The organism is Cupriavidus basilensis OR16, from assembly GCF_000243095.1.
GTDB classification, from domain to species: domain Bacteria; phylum Pseudomonadota; class Gammaproteobacteria; order Burkholderiales; family Burkholderiaceae; genus Cupriavidus; species Cupriavidus basilensis_D.
This window is the reverse complement of sequence record NZ_AHJE01000035.1, coordinates 62,640-77,585: the sequence shown is the minus strand read 5'-3', so window position 1 is coordinate 77,585 and position 14,946 is coordinate 62,640. Positions and strand designations below refer to the sequence as shown.

13 protein-coding genes and 2 pseudogenes are annotated in these 14,946 nt (G+C 67.2%); 7 read left to right on the top strand and 8 right to left on the bottom strand.

Annotated elements, in window-relative coordinates; all coding sequences use genetic code 11:
- Nucleotides 1-10 precede the first annotated feature (10 nt).
- From OR16_RS13575 to OR16_RS13555, 5 genes are read right to left on the bottom strand one after another with little or no spacing between them, the layout of a single operon-like run.
- Complete coding sequence (locus tag OR16_RS13575) at nucleotides 11-961, bottom strand: TauD/TfdA dioxygenase family protein (protein ID WP_006158526.1); 951 nt, start codon at nucleotides 959-961, stop codon at nucleotides 11-13.
- 31 nt (nucleotides 962-992) lie between these two features.
- On the bottom strand, nucleotides 993-1,835 hold the full coding sequence (locus OR16_RS13570) for an ABC transporter ATP-binding protein (RefSeq protein ID WP_006158525.1): 843 nt from the start codon (nucleotides 1,833-1,835) through the stop codon (nucleotides 993-995).
- Nucleotides 1,836-1,876: 41 nt separating this feature from the next.
- Complete coding sequence (locus tag OR16_RS13565) at nucleotides 1,877-2,443, bottom strand: ABC transporter permease (RefSeq protein ID WP_006158524.1); 567 nt, start codon at nucleotides 2,441-2,443, stop codon at nucleotides 1,877-1,879.
- Between the two features lie 34 nt (nucleotides 2,444-2,477).
- The gene (locus OR16_RS13560) at nucleotides 2,478-3,326 is read right to left on the bottom strand and encodes an ABC transporter permease (RefSeq protein ID WP_006158523.1); all 849 of its coding nucleotides are present in this window, start codon (nucleotides 3,324-3,326) and stop codon (nucleotides 2,478-2,480) included.
- 4 nt (nucleotides 3,327-3,330) lie between these two features.
- Nucleotides 3,331-4,428 carry an ABC transporter substrate-binding protein gene (locus OR16_RS13555; RefSeq protein WP_043419629.1) on the bottom strand — a complete coding sequence of 366 codons (1,098 nt, stop codon included), beginning with the start codon at nucleotides 4,426-4,428 and terminating at the stop codon, nucleotides 3,331-3,333.
- Between the two features lie 251 nt (nucleotides 4,429-4,679).
- Here OR16_RS13555 and soxC point away from each other — a divergent pair, with 251 nt between their 5' ends.
- From soxC to OR16_RS13525, 6 genes and pseudogenes are all read left to right on the top strand, one after another.
- The gene (soxC, locus tag OR16_RS13550) at nucleotides 4,680-5,960 is read left to right on the top strand and encodes a sulfite dehydrogenase (protein WP_006158521.1); all 1,281 of its coding nucleotides are present in this window, start codon (nucleotides 4,680-4,682) and stop codon (nucleotides 5,958-5,960) included.
- The gene (locus tag OR16_RS13545) at nucleotides 5,947-6,546 is read left to right on the top strand and encodes a c-type cytochrome (protein WP_006158520.1); all 600 of its coding nucleotides are present in this window, start codon (nucleotides 5,947-5,949) and stop codon (nucleotides 6,544-6,546) included. Before soxC ends, OR16_RS13545 begins: the two co-directional genes overlap by 14 nt.
- 205 nt (nucleotides 6,547-6,751) lie before the next feature.
- Nucleotides 6,752-7,669 carry a TauD/TfdA dioxygenase family protein gene (locus OR16_RS13540; RefSeq protein WP_006158519.1) on the top strand — a complete coding sequence of 306 codons (918 nt, stop codon included), beginning with the start codon at nucleotides 6,752-6,754 and terminating at the stop codon, nucleotides 7,667-7,669.
- Nucleotides 7,670-7,753: 84 nt separating this feature from the next.
- Nucleotides 7,754-8,788, top strand: coding sequence for an ABC transporter substrate-binding protein (locus OR16_RS13535; protein WP_006158518.1), 1,035 nt, complete (start codon nucleotides 7,754-7,756; stop codon nucleotides 8,786-8,788).
- A 1-nt stretch (nucleotide 8,789) separates the two neighbouring features.
- Nucleotides 8,790-9,557: pseudogene (locus OR16_RS13530) on the top strand (ABC transporter ATP-binding protein).
- Nucleotides 9,558-9,576: 19 nt separating this feature from the next.
- On the top strand, nucleotides 9,577-10,473 hold the full coding sequence (locus OR16_RS13525) for an ABC transporter permease (protein WP_050982965.1): 897 nt from the start codon (nucleotides 9,577-9,579) through the stop codon (nucleotides 10,471-10,473).
- 53 nt (nucleotides 10,474-10,526) lie between these two features.
- On the opposite strand, the gene OR16_RS13520 is transcribed toward OR16_RS13525, so the two are convergent.
- From OR16_RS13520 to OR16_RS13510, 3 genes and pseudogenes are all read right to left on the bottom strand, one after another.
- Nucleotides 10,527-11,072: a shikimate kinase gene (locus OR16_RS13520; protein ID WP_006158516.1), complete on the bottom strand. Its 546-nt coding sequence runs from the start codon at nucleotides 11,070-11,072 to the stop codon at nucleotides 10,527-10,529.
- Between the two features lie 113 nt (nucleotides 11,073-11,185).
- Nucleotides 11,186-12,010, bottom strand: a complete 825-nt coding sequence (locus OR16_RS13515) for a 3-keto-5-aminohexanoate cleavage protein (RefSeq protein ID WP_006158515.1) — start codon at nucleotides 12,008-12,010, stop codon at nucleotides 11,186-11,188.
- A gap of 58 nt (nucleotides 12,011-12,068) precedes the next feature.
- Nucleotides 12,069-13,936 (bottom strand): annotated as a pseudogene (locus tag OR16_RS13510) (bifunctional sugar phosphate isomerase/epimerase/4-hydroxyphenylpyruvate dioxygenase family protein).
- Nucleotides 13,937-14,175: 239 nt separating this feature from the next.
- Between OR16_RS13510 and OR16_RS13505 the strand changes: the two are divergent.
- Nucleotides 14,176-14,943 (top strand): IclR family transcriptional regulator domain-containing protein, encoded by a 768-nt coding sequence (locus tag OR16_RS13505; RefSeq protein ID WP_006158514.1) that lies wholly within the window; start codon nucleotides 14,176-14,178, stop codon nucleotides 14,941-14,943.
- Nucleotides 14,944-14,946: the final 3 nt, after the last annotated feature.

The window sequence follows — 14,946 nt, the reverse complement described above, 5'->3', positions numbered from 1 at the left end:
CGTGGCTCCCTTATGCGGCGGCGCGCGCCGGCGCCGCGTGGTTGGCCGGCTCGGCTGGCTTGGGCGCTCCCGACTTCACCGATACGCTGCGGCGTCCGTCCACGCTGACCGGCACATCGCCTGCGATGGTCACGCGGCGCACGACCCGGTGCGCGTCGCCGTAATCGTTGATCGCATAGTGCTGGGTGGCGCGGTTGTCCCAGATTGCCACGTCGTTGGCACGCCAGCGCCAGCGCACGGTGTTTTCCAGGCGATGCACGTGATCCTGCAGTACGGAAACCAGATGCTGCGAGTCGGAGGACGAATAGCCCAGCAGCTTCTTCACGAAATGCCCCAGCACCAGCGTGCGCTCGCCGGTCTCCGGATGCACGCGCACCACCGGATGCTCGGTTTCGTAGATGGCGGCGGTGAAGACTTCGCGATAGCGCTTGATGGCATCGGTGCTGACCGTGTTGCGGGTGGCGGCGTAATCGTAGTCGTTGGTGTGCAGCGCCCAGAGCCTGTCGGCCAGTTCGCGCAATGCCTCGGGCAGGTCCTGGTAGGCCGCCGCCGTATTGGCCCATACGGTGTCGCCGCCGGCGGCGGGAATGACCACGCCGCGCAGCACGGACACCTGCGGGTAGGCCAGGTCGAAGGTCACATCGGTATGCCAGGAGTTGGCGCGCCCGCCGTGCCCGGAATCGAGTTCGAGCAGGTACTGCGTGCCGTCGCGTGACGGCACGGTGGGGTGGGGCACTGGCTTGCCGAACAGGCTGGCAAAGCCCTCATGGGCTTGATCGTCCAGGTGATCCTGGTCGCGGAAGAACAGCACCTTGTGGCGCAGCAGCGCGGCGCGCACGGCGCCGAAGGTGGTGGCGTCGAGGTCTGGCGCCAGCTTGATTGCGCGGATCTCGGCGCCGATGCGTCCAGCTACCGGGTGGATGTCTAGCGTGACTTGTGCTGCGGATTGCTGCTGGGTCATTTGGGCTTCTCCTGTGGGCCAAGGATGCGGTTCAGATCGCGAACTGGATATTGGGTGGCAGCCGGTCGGTGTATTGCGCCGCGGCATCGCGCTTGATGGGCGCTTCGGCGAGATCGGCCAGCCGTCCGGTGAATTCCTGCAGCACGTCATCCTTGACGCGCGCAAAGCCCAGCGCGGCGCGGTCGCGCGGATGGGCCAGCGGCACCGGCAGGATGCGCCGGATGCGCCCGGGACGCGGCTCCATCACCACCACGCGATCGCCCAGGTAGATGGCTTCTTCGACATCGTGGGTGACCAGGATCATGGTGATGCCTTCGGCCTGCCAGATACGATGCAGTTCTTGCTGAAGGTAAGCGCGGGTCAGGGCGTCGAGCGCGCCGAAGGGCTCGTCGAGCAGCAGGATCTCCGGGCGCGTGACCAGCGCGCGGGCAATGGCCACGCGCTGGGACATGCCGCCCGATAGCTGGTGGGGGAACGCGGTCTCGAAGCCGGCCAGCCCCACCAGGGCGATATGCTCGCGCACCGTGCGGCGCTTGTCGGCCTCGCTAAGCTTGGCGTTGAGCAGCGCCGTGCGGATGTTCTGCTCCACCGTCAGCCACGGGAACAGCCGGTGCTCCTGGAACACGATGCCGCGGTCCAGGCTGGTGCCCACCACGCGCTTGCCGTCGAGCAGGATCTCGCCCTTGTAGTCCTCCTCCAGCCCCACCACCAGCCGCAGCAACGTGGATTTGCCGCAACCGCTGGCGCCGACGATGCTGACGAACTCGCCGGGGGCGATGGACAGCGTGATGTCTTCGAGGACGGGCAGGGGCTCGCCCTTGACTTCATATTGCTTGCGCAGGTGCGCGATGTTGAGCGTGCCGGCTCGGGCCATGACAGGTCTCCGGGATGGGTTCAGAAGCAATGGGTTCAGGATCAGAAGGCGGCAACCGAGCGCCCGCGCCACGCCAGCAGGCGGCGCTCGATGCGGCTGGCGATCCAGTTCAGCGTAAAGCCGACCAGCCCGACCACGATCACGCCGAAGAGCACCAGGTCCATCCAGAAATTCTCGCGGCCATCGGTCAGGGTGTTGCCGATGCCCTTGCCGGACACCAGCATGTACTCGGCGCCGAGCGTGGCCAGCCAGGCGTAGATCAGTGCCAGGTGGATGCCGGCGAAGATCGACGGCGAGGCCGACGGCAGCACCACGCGCAGCAGCACCTGCCGGCCCACGCTGGCACCCAGCGCGAAGCCGGCAACGTCGCGCCACAGGCTGGCCGACAGCGCGGCAAGCAACGCGCCGCTGCGCACTTGCTCCACCGCCGTGGCCCAGACCTTGGACACCGGCACCAGCAGCGGTGATGTGCTCCAGCCAAAGCGCACCGCGGCCCACCACAGGATGATCAGGCCGATAGGAAGGACCCAGCCGCGCAACGCGCGCGGGAGGCGAAGGGAGCGCGGGTTGAGGGGATTCGTGACCTGCGTCGTGGCGGCATCGGCCATGTTGTTTTCCTTTGCTGTTGTTTTGCGCCGCAACTCAGAGCCCCGGCTTGCGCCAGCGCAATACCGCGCGCTCGGCCAGCGCCAGCACCTTGTCCAGCGCGAATCCCACCGCGCCCACCACGATCACCGCGGCAATCACCATGTCGAGCTGGAACAGCTGCCGGCCGTACACGATCATGTAGCCCAGCCCTTCGGAGGAGGCCAGCAACTCCACCACCACCAGCGCCAGCCACGCGTGCGTCAGCCCGTAGCGCACGCCGCTCCAGATCGGCGCGGCGGCGGCGGGAAACACCACCCGCGATAGCAACTGCCAGCGCGTGAAGCGCAGCACCCGCGCCACCTCGATATAGCGCGTGGGCACGTTCTGGATGCCCTTGTAGGTATTGAGCGCGATCGGTACCAGCGAGGCCTTGGCGATCAGGATGATCTTGAGCGCTTCGTCAATGCCGACCAGCAGCATCAGCAGAGGCAGCCAGCCCAGCACGGGCACCTGGCTGAAGGCCTTGAAGGTGGGATAGACGTAATCGCGGAAGCTGGGCGACAGGCCCATCGCCACGCCCAGCGCCAGCCCGCCGGCCAGGCCCAGCGCAAAGCCGCCCGCCACGCGCAATGCGCTGACGGCCAGGTTGGCCTGCAGCTCGCCGCTCTGGTACAGCTCGGTGAGCGTGTGCCAGACGGTGGCGGGGGCGGGCAGCACCTGTGGCGGAATCCACGCGAAGCGCGCCGCCACGTACCAGGCCAGCAGCAGCGTCAGCGGCACCGGCCAGGCCAGCAACCACGCGCCGTGCTGCCGGGTGGGCCGCCAGCCGCGCAGGCTTTTGCCGCTATGGGCGGGGGCGGCGCCCGCCACGGACGGCAGCGCCAGGGTCTCGTTGGCTGCCATCGCGTCAGGCTCCGAGGATTTTGCCGTTGGGCTGGTAGACGGGCCAATAGCTCTGCAGGCTCAGGTCGTTCAGCGCGGCCTTGAGGAAGCTCGGGTCGATCCACTGGTCCACGTCGAACTTCGCGCGTGAGAGCCGCAGGCGATAAGCCTGCTCGGCGGCATCCTTGTAGCGGGTCACCAGGAAGGGGTCGAAGTTCGGGTTCAGCCGCACGCGCAGCGGTTCGCCTTCGTAGTCTTCTTTCCAGTGCTCATAGGGCGTGCCGGCGCGCGCCCAGGTGCGCAGCACGTCTTCGCGGTTCTTTTCGTCGGAGGCCCAGCGCGCGGCCTGCACCGCGGTCTTGACGAGTTGCTGGGTGGCTTCGGGGTACTTGCTGGCGAACGCGTCGGTCACCAGCACATGGCTCTGGCGCGTGTAGATCGGCGACTGGTTCTTGCTGGAGTACAGGATGCGCACCGCGCCCTTGTCGCGCAGGCGCAGGATATCCATGGCGCCGATGGCGCCGTCGATATCGCGCGTGGTGAGCGCGGCCAGGTAGCCGGCGGTGTCCAGGTTCAGCAACCGCAGGTCCTTCTCGGCCAGGCCGTTGGCTTCGAGCAGGCGCAGCGCGGGCAGATGCATATTGGTGCCCTTGAACAGCGACACGCGCTTGCCGCGCAGGTCCGCCACGGTCTTGAGCGGGGAGTCGGGCGGCACGCCGATATAGATGTTGGTGCGCACGCCCGTGGCCAGCACCAGCCGCGTCTTGAGGCCCGCTGCGCGCGCCACGATGGCGGGCAGGTCGCCCTGCATCGCAAAATCGAGCTGGTTGGTGCTGATGGCTTCGTTCACGGCCGGCCCCGCGCCCTTGAAGAACAGCCATTCGATGCGCGTGCCGGACGGCTTGAATGCCTCTTCCAGCCAGCCGCGCGCATGCGCGATGGCCATGGAGCTGCCCGCGAAAGTGGGCGGCGTGCCGGTGGCCGGCTGTGCCACGCCAATGCGGATCACGTCCGGCCGCGCCGCGCCCGACGCGCTAAAACCGCTGAGCGGGCCAGCCGACGCGGCGGCACCCAGGCCGGACACTGCAAGGCGTTTAAGAAGGGTACGTCGCGTGATTGCCATCTTGGATGTGGTCCTGTGTCCTGTGCTCGTGGGGAAGAATTCCACCAACGGCTCTCAAGATACGCGGCGCCATCGGCATGGCAGAACGAATGTTTTTGGCTTTGGATATGGCCTGCGCGCATATGCACCGCAGATGGCGATGGCGACGCGGCAACGCATATAGGCATGCGCTTTCCTTCGTTCCGTGAGGCGGCGCGGTGGCATAGAGTGCGCCATTTTCGCTATGTGCCAAATGCACAAGGCCTGAGCCAATGACCAACAACAACGAAAAGAACGGGCAGCCGCAGCCCGGCCGGCGCCGCTTCCTGCGCCAGGGCGCGGGCCTGGGTGGCGTGGCGCTTGGCGCGGGCGCGCTCGCAACCGATGTGCCCGCCACCGCCCGGGCAGAAGTATTGACGGTGCCGCCATGGACCCGTACGCCCGGCGAGCCGGTGCTGTGGCGCGCCTACGGCCAGCCCTCGGAGTTCGAGAAGAATGTGATCCGGCGCAACCGCGGCCCCGCGCCGATGCCGGGCGCGAACTCCTCCATGACGCCGCTGCAGGACCTGCGCGGCATCATCACGCCGACGGGCCTGGTGTTCGAGCGCCATCACGCCGGCATCCCGCAGATCGATCCGGCGCGGCACCGCCTCGCGGTGCATGGCCTGGTGGACCGCCCGCGCATCTTCACCATGGACGACCTGGTGCGGCTGCCATCGGTCTCGCGCATCCACTTCCTGGAATGCTCAGGCAATACCGGGCGCGAATGGCGCGCGCCCAGCGCCGCTTCCGTGCAGATCAGCCACGGCTTGCTGTCGTGCTGCGAATGGACGGGCGTGCCGCTTGCGGTCGTGCTGGAAGAGGTGGGCGCACGCCCGGAAGCCGCCTGGCTGCTGGCCGAGGGCGCCGACTCCGCCACCATGACGCGCAGCGTGCCGATGGCCAAGGCGATGGAAGACGCGCTGCTGGTCTACGCGCAGAACGGCGAGATGCTGCGGCCCGAGCACGGCTATCCGCTGCGGCTGTTCCTGCCGGGCTTCGAGGGCAATATGAGCATCAAATGGCTGCGCCGGCTCAAGCTCGGCCGCGAGCCCTTCATGACGCGCGAGGAGACCTCCAAGTACACGGACGCATTGCCGGACGGCAGCGCGCGCCAGTTCACCTTCATGATGGACGTGAAGTCCGTGATCACCTTTCCCGCGCCGGACCACCGGCTGCGCGACAAGGGCTTTTACGAAATCTCCGGCCTCGCCTGGTCCGGCTACGGCCGCATCCGGCGCGTGGACGTGTCGGCGGACGGCGGGCGCAACTGGCGCGAGGCGCAGTTGCAGGATCCCGTGCTGGATCGCGCGCTAACGCGCTTTCACCTGCCTTGGCGCTGGGAGGGCGGCCCCGCCGTGCTGCAAAGCCGCGCCATCGACGAGGCGGGCAATGTGCAGCCCTTGCCGGATCAACTGGTGGCCGCACGCGGCTATGAGTCCACCTATCATTACAACGCCATACAAGCCTGGCGCGTTAGCGCCGACGGGAGCATTGCCAATGCGCGCGCTTGAATCTCACCGTCCCCACATTGCCGCCGCGGTGCTGGCGATGGCCGCGGTCTGCGCGCAGGCACAGGCGCAAACCTATGGCGTTGGCTTGCTGGCCAGCGAGCGCGATCTCGCCGCTTGGAACATCGATGTCGCGCCCGATGGCGCCGGGCTGCCGCCAGGCGGCGGCAGCGTGACGCTTGGCAAGCAGGTCTACGAGAACCAGTGCGCCGCGTGCCATGGCGTGAAAGGAGAAGGGAAGCCGGCCGATGCGCTGGTAGGCGGGCACGGCAGCCTGAAAGGCGGTGGCGCGAACGGCAAGCCACCGTTGAAGACCATCGGCAGCTTCTGGCCGTATGCGACGACAGTGTTCGACTTCATCAACCGGGCCATGCCGTACAACGCGCCGCAAAGCCTCAAGGCGGATGAGGTCTATGCGGTCACCGCTTATCTGCTGCACCTGAACGGCATTGTGCCGGCGGATGCCGTGCTGGATGCGCGCACGTTGCCACGGGTGCGCATGCCAAATCGCGACGGCTTCGTCGCGGACGCGCGGCCCGATACGGCGAACGTGCCTTGCCGCCGCAGCTGCGGCGCACCGGCACGCTGAGATTACGCTGAGATCACCCGAGGCGCCAATATGCGGTAAGCGAATAAGCGGCAGCGATTACATTCGTTGACCGCTCCAGCCCGGGATCACTACAGTGCAAAGCTTAGGAACAAGCGGTGCAGGCTCGGCTATTGCCGTAAGCGGCCAGGCGCCTCGCCGCGCGCGTTCAGCTATGCATTTTCGGTCTCCCGCTCAAGAGCCTGCCATGACGATTGGAATCCACCCCGCCTCAACTTCCCGTGCCACCGCGCCCGCTGCCTTCGCCGGCAGCGCCCGGTTCGAGATCCATCCCTTCGATGCGCCGCTGGGTGCGCAGATCGTCGGCCTGGACCTCGCCGAGCCGCTGTCCGCGGACGACTTCGCCCGCCTCCACCGCGCGCATCTCGATTACCACGTAGTGGTCTTGCGCGACCAGCGCATCACGCCCGCGCAGCAGATCGCATTCAGCCGCCGCTTCGGCCCGCTACAGATCCATGTGCTGCACCAGTTCCAGCTCGCCAATCACCCCGAGATCCTGATCGTCTCCAATGTGCTCAAGGACGGCAAGCCGATCGGGCTAGGCGATGCCGGGCACTTCTGGCACTCCGACCTCTCGTACAAGGAAAAACCCAGCCTGGGCTCGCTGCTGCACGCCCAGGAGTTGCCGGCCGAAGGCGGCGACACCTTGTTCGCCAACATGCACCTGGCCTGGGAAACGCTGCCCGCGCATCTCAAGGCGAAGGTGGAAGGGCTGAAAGCGGAGCACACCTACCTGGCCAAATACGCCGAGCTGCAACAGCGCAGCCCGTGGCGTCCCAACCTGACCCCCGAGCAGATCGCGCAGGTGGCCCCTGTGCTGCAGCCGGTGGTGCGCACGCACCCGGAGACCGGCCGCCGTGCGTTGTTCGTCAGCGAGCATTTCACCACGCGCATCGCCGGGCTGCCCGAAGACGAAAGCCGCGACCTGCTGGCGCAACTGTTCGCGCATAGCGTCAAGCCCGAGCATATCTACCGCCACGCCTGGCAGGAGCACGACCTAGTGTTCTGGGACAACCGCTCGACGTTGCATCTGGCAGCAGGATGCCCGCAGGCCATGCGCCGCGTGATGTACCGCACGACTATCGAAGGCGATCTGCCCGTCTGAGCGGCACGCATCGCACGCTGCCGGGCGGGCCTGGCCCGCTTCCCACTGTATCCACCGAATCCACCATATCCACCGGAGTCCCGCATGTCCGTGCTACGTTCCCGTCTTTTCTCCGCCCGCTGGCCGCGTGGTGTCGTCGCGCTGACGCTCGCCGCCGGCATGGCGGCCTCGGGCGCGGCCCACGCGGAAGGGAAGATCCGCATCGCCGAGCAGTTCGGCGTGGCCTACCTGCTGCTCAACGTGGCGCGCGACCAGCAACTGATCGAGAAGCACGGCAAGCAGCAGGGCGTGGACGTCAAGGTGGAATGGACCCAGCTCTCCGGCGGCGCGGCGGTCAACGATGCGCTGCTGTCCGGCGCCATCGATATCGCCGGCGCGGGCGTGGGCCCCTTGCTGACGGTGTGGGACCGCACGCACGGCAAGCAAAATGTGAAGGGCGTGGCATCGCTGGGCAACTTCCCCTACTACCTGGTCAGCAATAATCCCAAGGTCAAGACCCTTGCCGATTTCACCGACAAGGACCGCATCGCGCTGCCCGCGGTATCGGTATCGGTACAGTCGCGCGTGCTGCAACTGGCCGCTGCCAAGCAGTGGGGCGACAAGGAGTTCAACCGGCTGGACAAGTGGACGGTGGCGGTGCCGCATCCCGACGCGGCCGCCGCCATCATCGCCGGTGGTACCGAGATCAGCGGCCACTTCGGCAACCCGCCGTTCCAGGAGCAGGAGCTGGCCGGCAATCCCAATGCGCGCATCGTGCTGAATTCGTATGACGTGCTGGGCGGCCCCAGCTCGGCCACCGTGCTGTACGCCACCGAGAAGTTCCGCAACGACAACCCCAAGACCTACCGCGCCTTTGTCGATGCGCTGGCCGAGGCGGCCAAGTTCGCCACCGCCAATCCGGAAGCCGCCGCCGACCTGTATATCCGTGTCAACAAGGCCAAGATCGATCGCGCGTTGCTGCTCAGGATCCTGAAGAACCCGCAGGTGCAGTTCAAGGTCGCGCCGCAGAACACCTTTGCGCTGGCCGAGTTCATGCACCGGGTAGGCGCCATCCGCAACCAGCCAAAATCCTGGCAGGATTATTTCTTCCAGGATCCGGTCACCGCGCAGGGTAGCTGACATGGCCGTGCAACCTTCCCCGCTACGCGTGGTTTCCGCGCGCGCCGCCCCTGCGCCGCTGTTGCAGGTCGACGGCGTCTCGCTGGAATACCGCACCCCCGAGCGCGTGGTGCGTGCCACCCACCAGGTCAGCTTCGATGTCCATGCGGCCGATCGCTTTGTGCTGCTCGGCCCGTCGGGCTGCGGCAAATCGACCCTGCTCAAGGCCGTGGCGGGGTTCGTTGCGCCGTGCGAGGGCGAGATCCGGCTGGAGGGTTCGCCCGTCAGTGCGCCCGGCCCCGACCGCATCGTGGTGTTCCAAGAGTTCGACCAGTTGCCGCCATGGAAGACGGTACGGCAGAACGTGATGTTTCCGCTCATGCATTCACGCGCCATATCGCGACGTGAGGCGTCGGAGTGCGCGCTGCATTTCCTCGACAAGGTGGGGCTGGCGAATTTTGCCGATGCCTATCCGCATACCCTGTCGGGCGGCATGAAGCAGCGCGTGGGCATCGCCCGCGCGCTGGCGATGCGGCCCAAGGTGCTGCTGATGGACGAGCCCTTCAGTTGTTGACGTTGTGGCACGACGCCGCCTTGGGTGGGCAGCCGCATCCTGCTGCTGTCGCCGCATCCGGGACGCGTGCGCGCCGAGCTCAACAGCCACCAGTACGATCTCGCCAGCCAGGGCGGGGCGGAGTTCCAGGCCACCGCGCAGCGCATCCACCATCTGCTGTTCGACGAGGCGCCGCACCCGGCGCCGTCGCCGGCGCGCACCGCGCGGGCGCGCTGAACGCCTGCCAGGATCGACCATGACGAGTACAAGCACGGGCACAACCTCTCTTTGCCCCACCACGGTGGTCCGCGCGGAGTACGAGCGCGTACTGGAACCCTTCACCGCGCTGCCCGTCGCGCGCGCCTTGCCCTGGCCGCAGCGCCTGTGGCAGCAAGGCTGGCTGCGCAAGATGCTGATCCTGGTGGCGCTGGCCTGCCTGTGGGAACTCATCGCCCGCGTGCAGGACAACGATCTGCTGTTCCCGAGCTTTCTCGCCACCGCGCGGGCTTTCGTCGCGGGCATCGGCAACGGCGAGCTGCTGGCCAAGGCCGGCATCTCGCTCTCGGTGCTGCTGCAAGGCTATGCTGGCGGCATCGTGATGGCCTTCGTGCTGACCACGCTGGCGGTCTCCACCGAACTGGGGCGCGACGTGCTGGATACGCTCACCGCCATGTTCAACCCGCTGCCGGCCATTGCGCTGCTGCCGCTGGCGCTGCTGTGGTTTGGCCTCGGCAGCAAGAGCTTGGTGTTTGTGCTGATCCACTCGGTGCTGTGGCCGCTCGCGCTCAATACCTATGCGGGCTTTCGCGGGGTGCCGGCCACCTTGCGCATGGCCGGGCGCAACTACGGCCTGAGCGGGCTGCGCTATGTGCTGCTGATCTTGGTGCCCGCCGCGCTGCCGGCCATCCTGTCCGGCCTGAAGATCGGCTGGGCCTTTGCCTGGCGCACGCTGATCGCGGCCGAGCTGGTGTTCGGCGCGTCGTCGGGCAAGGGCGGGCTGGGCTGGTATATCTTTCAGAACCGCAATGAGCTGTACACCGACCGCGTCTTCGCCGGCCTGGCCATGGTGATCCTGATCGGGCTGCTGGTGGAGAACCTGGTGTTCAAGACCCTGGAGCGTGTGACCGTGCGTCGCTGGGGCATGCACCACTGAGGTCGGCGGCGACGGGGAATAGTGCCGTTACCGGCACGCGGCGCCGGGCGGGCTCAGGGATCGAGCGCAGGCGGCAAAACCCGCTCGCTTAACCCGAGGCGCTCCAGCACGCGGCCGGCGGCATTCGCCACGCTGTCGCCATGCGGGGGCATGATCAGGTGCGCGGTCTCGCGATACAGCGGGTCGCGCACCTGGAACAGCGCCTCGAGCGTGGCGCGCGGGTTGGCGACCTGCAGCAAAGGGCGGTTGCGGTTGCGCCGCGTGCGGTGCCACAGCTCGGCGGGCGAGGCGCACAGGTAGATCACGCAGCCGCGCGATCGCAGCATCTCGCGGTTTTCCGGGCGCAGCACGGCGCCGCCGCCGGTGGCCATTACGATGCCACTGCGCTGGCTGAGCTCGTCCAGCACCCGGGTCTCGCGCTCGCGAAAGCCTTCCTCGCCTTCCAGCTCGAAGATAGTGGGTATCCGCACGCCGCAACGCGCCTCGATTTCGTGGTCGGAATCGAAAAAAGGCAGCCCGAGCCGGCGCGCCACCGTCCTGCCGATGGTGGTCTTGCCGGCTCCCATGAAGCCCACGAAGAAGAGATTATCGAAATCCAAGTTTGCGTTGAGCCGTTTTCGGCTCCGGATCCGGTCTACTCTACGGTAGCACGAGATGCGCGGCGATCAAAACGGGGCGGCGGCGGGATTGCCGGCTGCGGATGCCAAAACGCTCATGCCAGGCCGAGCAACCGGCGCGCCTCTTCCGGCGTGGCCACGGCGCGGCCGTACTGCGCGCATAGCGCCGCCACCCGGCCAACCAGCTGGGCGTTGCTGGCGGCCAGCGTGTCCTTGTCCCAGCGCACATTGTCTTCCAGGCCCGTGCGGCAGTGGCCGCCGAGCTGGAGCGTCCAGTGATTGACCTCCAACTGGTGCCGGCCGATGCCCGCCGCGGTCCAGGTCGCGCCGGGCAGTACCTTGGCCAGTTGCGCTACCTGGAATTCGAGGATTTCCTTGCGCGCCGGCAGCGCATTCTTGATGCCGAGCACAAATTGCACGTGCGCCGGCGCCAGCAGCAAGCCCTCCTTGACCAGGTCCGCCGTGTTGTAGAGCATCGCCAGGTCGAAGATCTCGATCTCGGGCTTGATGTCGTAATCGCGCATCGCCTTGGCCAGCGCGCGCACGAACTCGGGTGGGTTCTCGTAGACGGTGGTGGGGAAGTTGACCGAACCCGTGGCCAGCGAGGCCATGTCCGGGCGCAGGTCGAGCATGGCACCGCGCTGCTCCATGGCCCGCCCGCGCCCGCCGGTGGAGAACTGCACGATCATGCCTGGGCAATGCTTGCGGATGCCTTCCTGCAGTTCGGCGAAGCGTGCGGGATCCGAGCTGGAATTCCCGGCCTCGTCGCGCACGTGCAGATGCACCAGCGTGGCGCCTGCCTCGAAGCTCTCGTGGGTGCTCTCGATCTGCTCGCCGACCGAGATCGGGATGGCGGGGTTGTCCTTCTTGCGGGGTACCGAGCCGGTGATGGCGACTGAGATGATGCAGGGATCTTGCATGGGAAACTCCAGTTCCAGTTTCAATATGCCAATGAATGAACGGCGCGCGTGGCCAGCCTCAGGCCGGCCGCAGCGGACGGCTGCGGCTGGCGAGGGCTTGCGCCGCCATGCGCAGCGAGGCGTTGGCCGCACCAAAGCCGAGATAGCCGTCGCGCTGCACCAGTTCGAAGAAGAAACGGTCGTGAAACGGCTCGGTGTAGGCATGCAGGAATTCACCGCCGGCATCCTTGTCGTACAGCAGCTGATGGCGCCGCAGGCGTGCCAGCAGCGCGTCGTCCAGCCCGAGGCGCGCGCCGACATCGTCGTAGTAGTTGTCGGGCACATGGAGCATGGCGGCTTCGGCCGGAACGATCTGCGCCAGCGTTGCGCTCAGGTCGGGCGTACGCAAGGCGATATGGTGGATGCCCGAGCCGGCATAGGCGGTGACGAACCACTGCTTTCCGAGACGTTGAGCGGAATCCGTATGTTTTGCCCGGGACTGACCATGGCGCGGCTCTTCACCAGGCCATAGGGATCGGCGATTTCATGGAGCGCCTCCGCCTGCAGGCCGAACACCGTCTTGTAGAACAGCACGAAGCTGTCGAGCCGGTGCGGGGGCAGGGCCTGGGCGATATGGTCGATGGCCGTGAGGCCGACGCCGGTGCCGTGGGCGCTGCAATCGTCCAACAGGAAATCGCTCTCGTAGATACTGCGGCCGGAGCCCTGTTCGTCGATCAGGTAGAACAGCATGCCGTCCGGCGCGCGCACCGCGGGGATGCTGCGCTCGTCCGGGCCGATGCGTTCGCGCCATTCCTTGCATAGCAGGGCACGGGCGCGGGCGATGGCGCGCTGGGCGTCGTCCACCTTCAGCCCCAGCGCACAGACGGATGGCCCGTGCAGCTGGAAATGCTCGGCGGCGGCGCTGTCCTGCTCGGCATTGAGGATGATATTGACGCTGCCCTGGCGGTACAGGTCCACTGCCTTGGAACGGTGGCGCCCGGCGCGGACGAAGCCCAGCGAACGCAGGCGCTCACCGAGCTCGCGCCCGGCCACGTAGTCCACCGCGAACTCCAGGAAGTCGATGCCGCCGAAATCCGGCGCCGCTGGCAGGGCGGGACCACCGGCCTCGGACTCGAGCCAGATCAGCGAGCGCAGCCCGTCCTGCGCGGTCAGCCGCGCGGGCGCCGCGCGGAACTCGTCGTTGAAGATCTCCAGCGAGAGCGGCCCGCGATAGCCCGCGCCAATGGCCGCGCGCGCGAATTCGGTGACGGCAAGATCGCCCTGGCCGGGGAAGTTGCGGTAGTGCCGGCTCCACGACAGCACATCCATGCTCATCCTGGGCGCATCGGCCAGTTGCACGAAGAACAGTTTCTCCGCCGGCACCGCGTCGATGCCTTCCAGCGTATCGCCCAGCGAGAGGGTGTGGAAGCTGTCCAGGATCAGGCCGAGCGCGGGGTGGTCCGCCTGCCGCACGATCTCCCACGCTTGGCGCCACAGCTTGGTGTGGCGCGCCCAGGCCAGCGCCTCGAAGCCTACCAGGAGGCCGCGCTTCTCAGCGGCCTCGGCCATGGCGCGCAGGTCGGCGGCGGCGCGAGCGGGATCGTCGATGGCGATGCCCTGCACATTGCTGCAGACCAGCACCATAGGCGCACCCAGCTCCTCCATCACGTCGAACTTGCGCTCCGCGCGCGCCATATTACGGGTGCGCAACGCGTCGGGCATGGCCTCGAAATCGCGGAAGGGCTGATACAGGGGAATAGCCAGTCCGAGATCGGCCGCGATACGGCGCACGTCGGCGGGGGAGCCGTCGAAATTCAGCAGATCGTTCTCGAAGATCTCGACGCCGTCGAATCCGGCCGCCGCGGCTGCTTCCAGTTTTTCCGGCAAGGTGCCGGAGAGCGATACGGTGGCGATCGATTTCGGGTGGCGCCAGGCTGCGGGTTCCATGTCAAATCCTGCGTGCATGCTTCGGGTGATCGGTTGGGTAGGGGGAGGCGGATGCGCGCGCCTCGCACTGCCGCGCCGCCGGGCGCGCGGGTGGGGCTTGGCGATGGTCCGGACGAGCGCGCGCTTCGTGTAGAGCAAGGTTAGGACCGTTTGCGCACCGCAACAAGCGCAATCCGCGCGTAGACGTGCGATAATCGCGCCAATGCGAGCGACTGTCGCTCGGGACTAGGGTTTCCACTATGGATAAAGAACCATTGAGCCGGCGCGACTGGATTGCCGGGCTGGAGAAGGGCCTGGCGATCCTGGAGGCGTTTGATAACGACCATCCGCGCCTGACGCCCACGCAGGCGGCCCAGCTGACGGGCCTGACGCGCACCGCGGCGCGGCGCTACCTGTTGACGCTGGAGCACCTTGGCTACACCACCAGCGACGGCACGCGGTTTAGCCTTAGCCCGCGCGTGCTGAAAGTGGGCTGGTCCTATTTCGACTCCGCCCGTTTGCCGCGCACGGTGCAGCCTTTCCTGCAGCAGATCACCGCCGCGGTTGGCGAGCCGGCTTACCTGAGCGTGCTGGATGACTGGGAGCTGGTGTTCATCTGCCGGACCGGCACCAGCCGGGTCATGAGTACCGGCTTCGTGCTGGGCGCGCGCGTGCCGGCGCCACTGGCGTCGGCCGGCGTGATGATGCTGGCCTCGGAGCCGGAGGATAAAGTCAAGGCCTGGCTGGAGGACTGCGTGCTCACGCCCTACACGCCTTACACCATCATGCAGCACGACCGCCTGTTCACGGAGGTCAGGAAGGCCGGCGCCCAGGGCTATGCGCTGGTCGAGCAACAGTTGCAGATCGGCGTGCGGGGGGTGGCCGTGCCGCTGCGGGACCGTCACGGCAAGGTGATCGCCGCGCTCAGCGTCAATATGCAGATCGGCACCGAGACCGCCGAGCAGGCGCTGGAGCGCGTGCTGCAAGTGCTGCAGGACACCGCGATCTCGATCATGCGGGTGCTCTGACGC

Excerpts from the sequence above, each read along its gene's own strand:
- OR16_RS13575 (WP_006158526.1), bottom strand. The coding sequence starts at position 961 with ATGACCCAGCAGCAATCCGCAGCACAAGTCACGCTAGACATCCACCCG.
- OR16_RS13570 (WP_006158525.1), bottom strand. The coding sequence starts at position 1,835 with ATGGCCCGAGCCGGCACGCTCAACATCGCGCACCTGCGCAAGCAATAT.
- OR16_RS13565 (WP_006158524.1), bottom strand. The coding sequence starts at position 2,443 with ATGGCCGATGCCGCCACGACGCAGGTCACGAATCCCCTCAACCCGCGC.
- OR16_RS13560 (WP_006158523.1), bottom strand. The coding sequence starts at position 3,326 with ATGGCAGCCAACGAGACCCTGGCGCTGCCGTCCGTGGCGGGCGCCGCC.
- OR16_RS13555 (WP_043419629.1), bottom strand. The coding sequence starts at position 4,428 with ATGGCAATCACGCGACGTACCCTTCTTAAACGCCTTGCAGTGTCCGGC.
- soxC (WP_006158521.1), top strand. The coding sequence starts at position 4,680 with ATGACCAACAACAACGAAAAGAACGGGCAGCCGCAGCCCGGCCGGCGC.
- OR16_RS13545 (WP_006158520.1), top strand. The coding sequence starts at position 5,947 with ATGCGCGCGCTTGAATCTCACCGTCCCCACATTGCCGCCGCGGTGCTG.
- OR16_RS13540 (WP_006158519.1), top strand. The coding sequence starts at position 6,752 with ATGACGATTGGAATCCACCCCGCCTCAACTTCCCGTGCCACCGCGCCC.
- OR16_RS13535 (WP_006158518.1), top strand. The coding sequence starts at position 7,754 with ATGTCCGTGCTACGTTCCCGTCTTTTCTCCGCCCGCTGGCCGCGTGGT.
- OR16_RS13525 (WP_050982965.1), top strand. The coding sequence starts at position 9,577 with ATGACGAGTACAAGCACGGGCACAACCTCTCTTTGCCCCACCACGGTG.
- OR16_RS13515 (WP_006158515.1), bottom strand. The coding sequence starts at position 12,010 with ATGCAAGATCCCTGCATCATCTCAGTCGCCATCACCGGCTCGGTACCC.
- OR16_RS13505 (WP_006158514.1), top strand. The coding sequence starts at position 14,176 with ATGGATAAAGAACCATTGAGCCGGCGCGACTGGATTGCCGGGCTGGAG.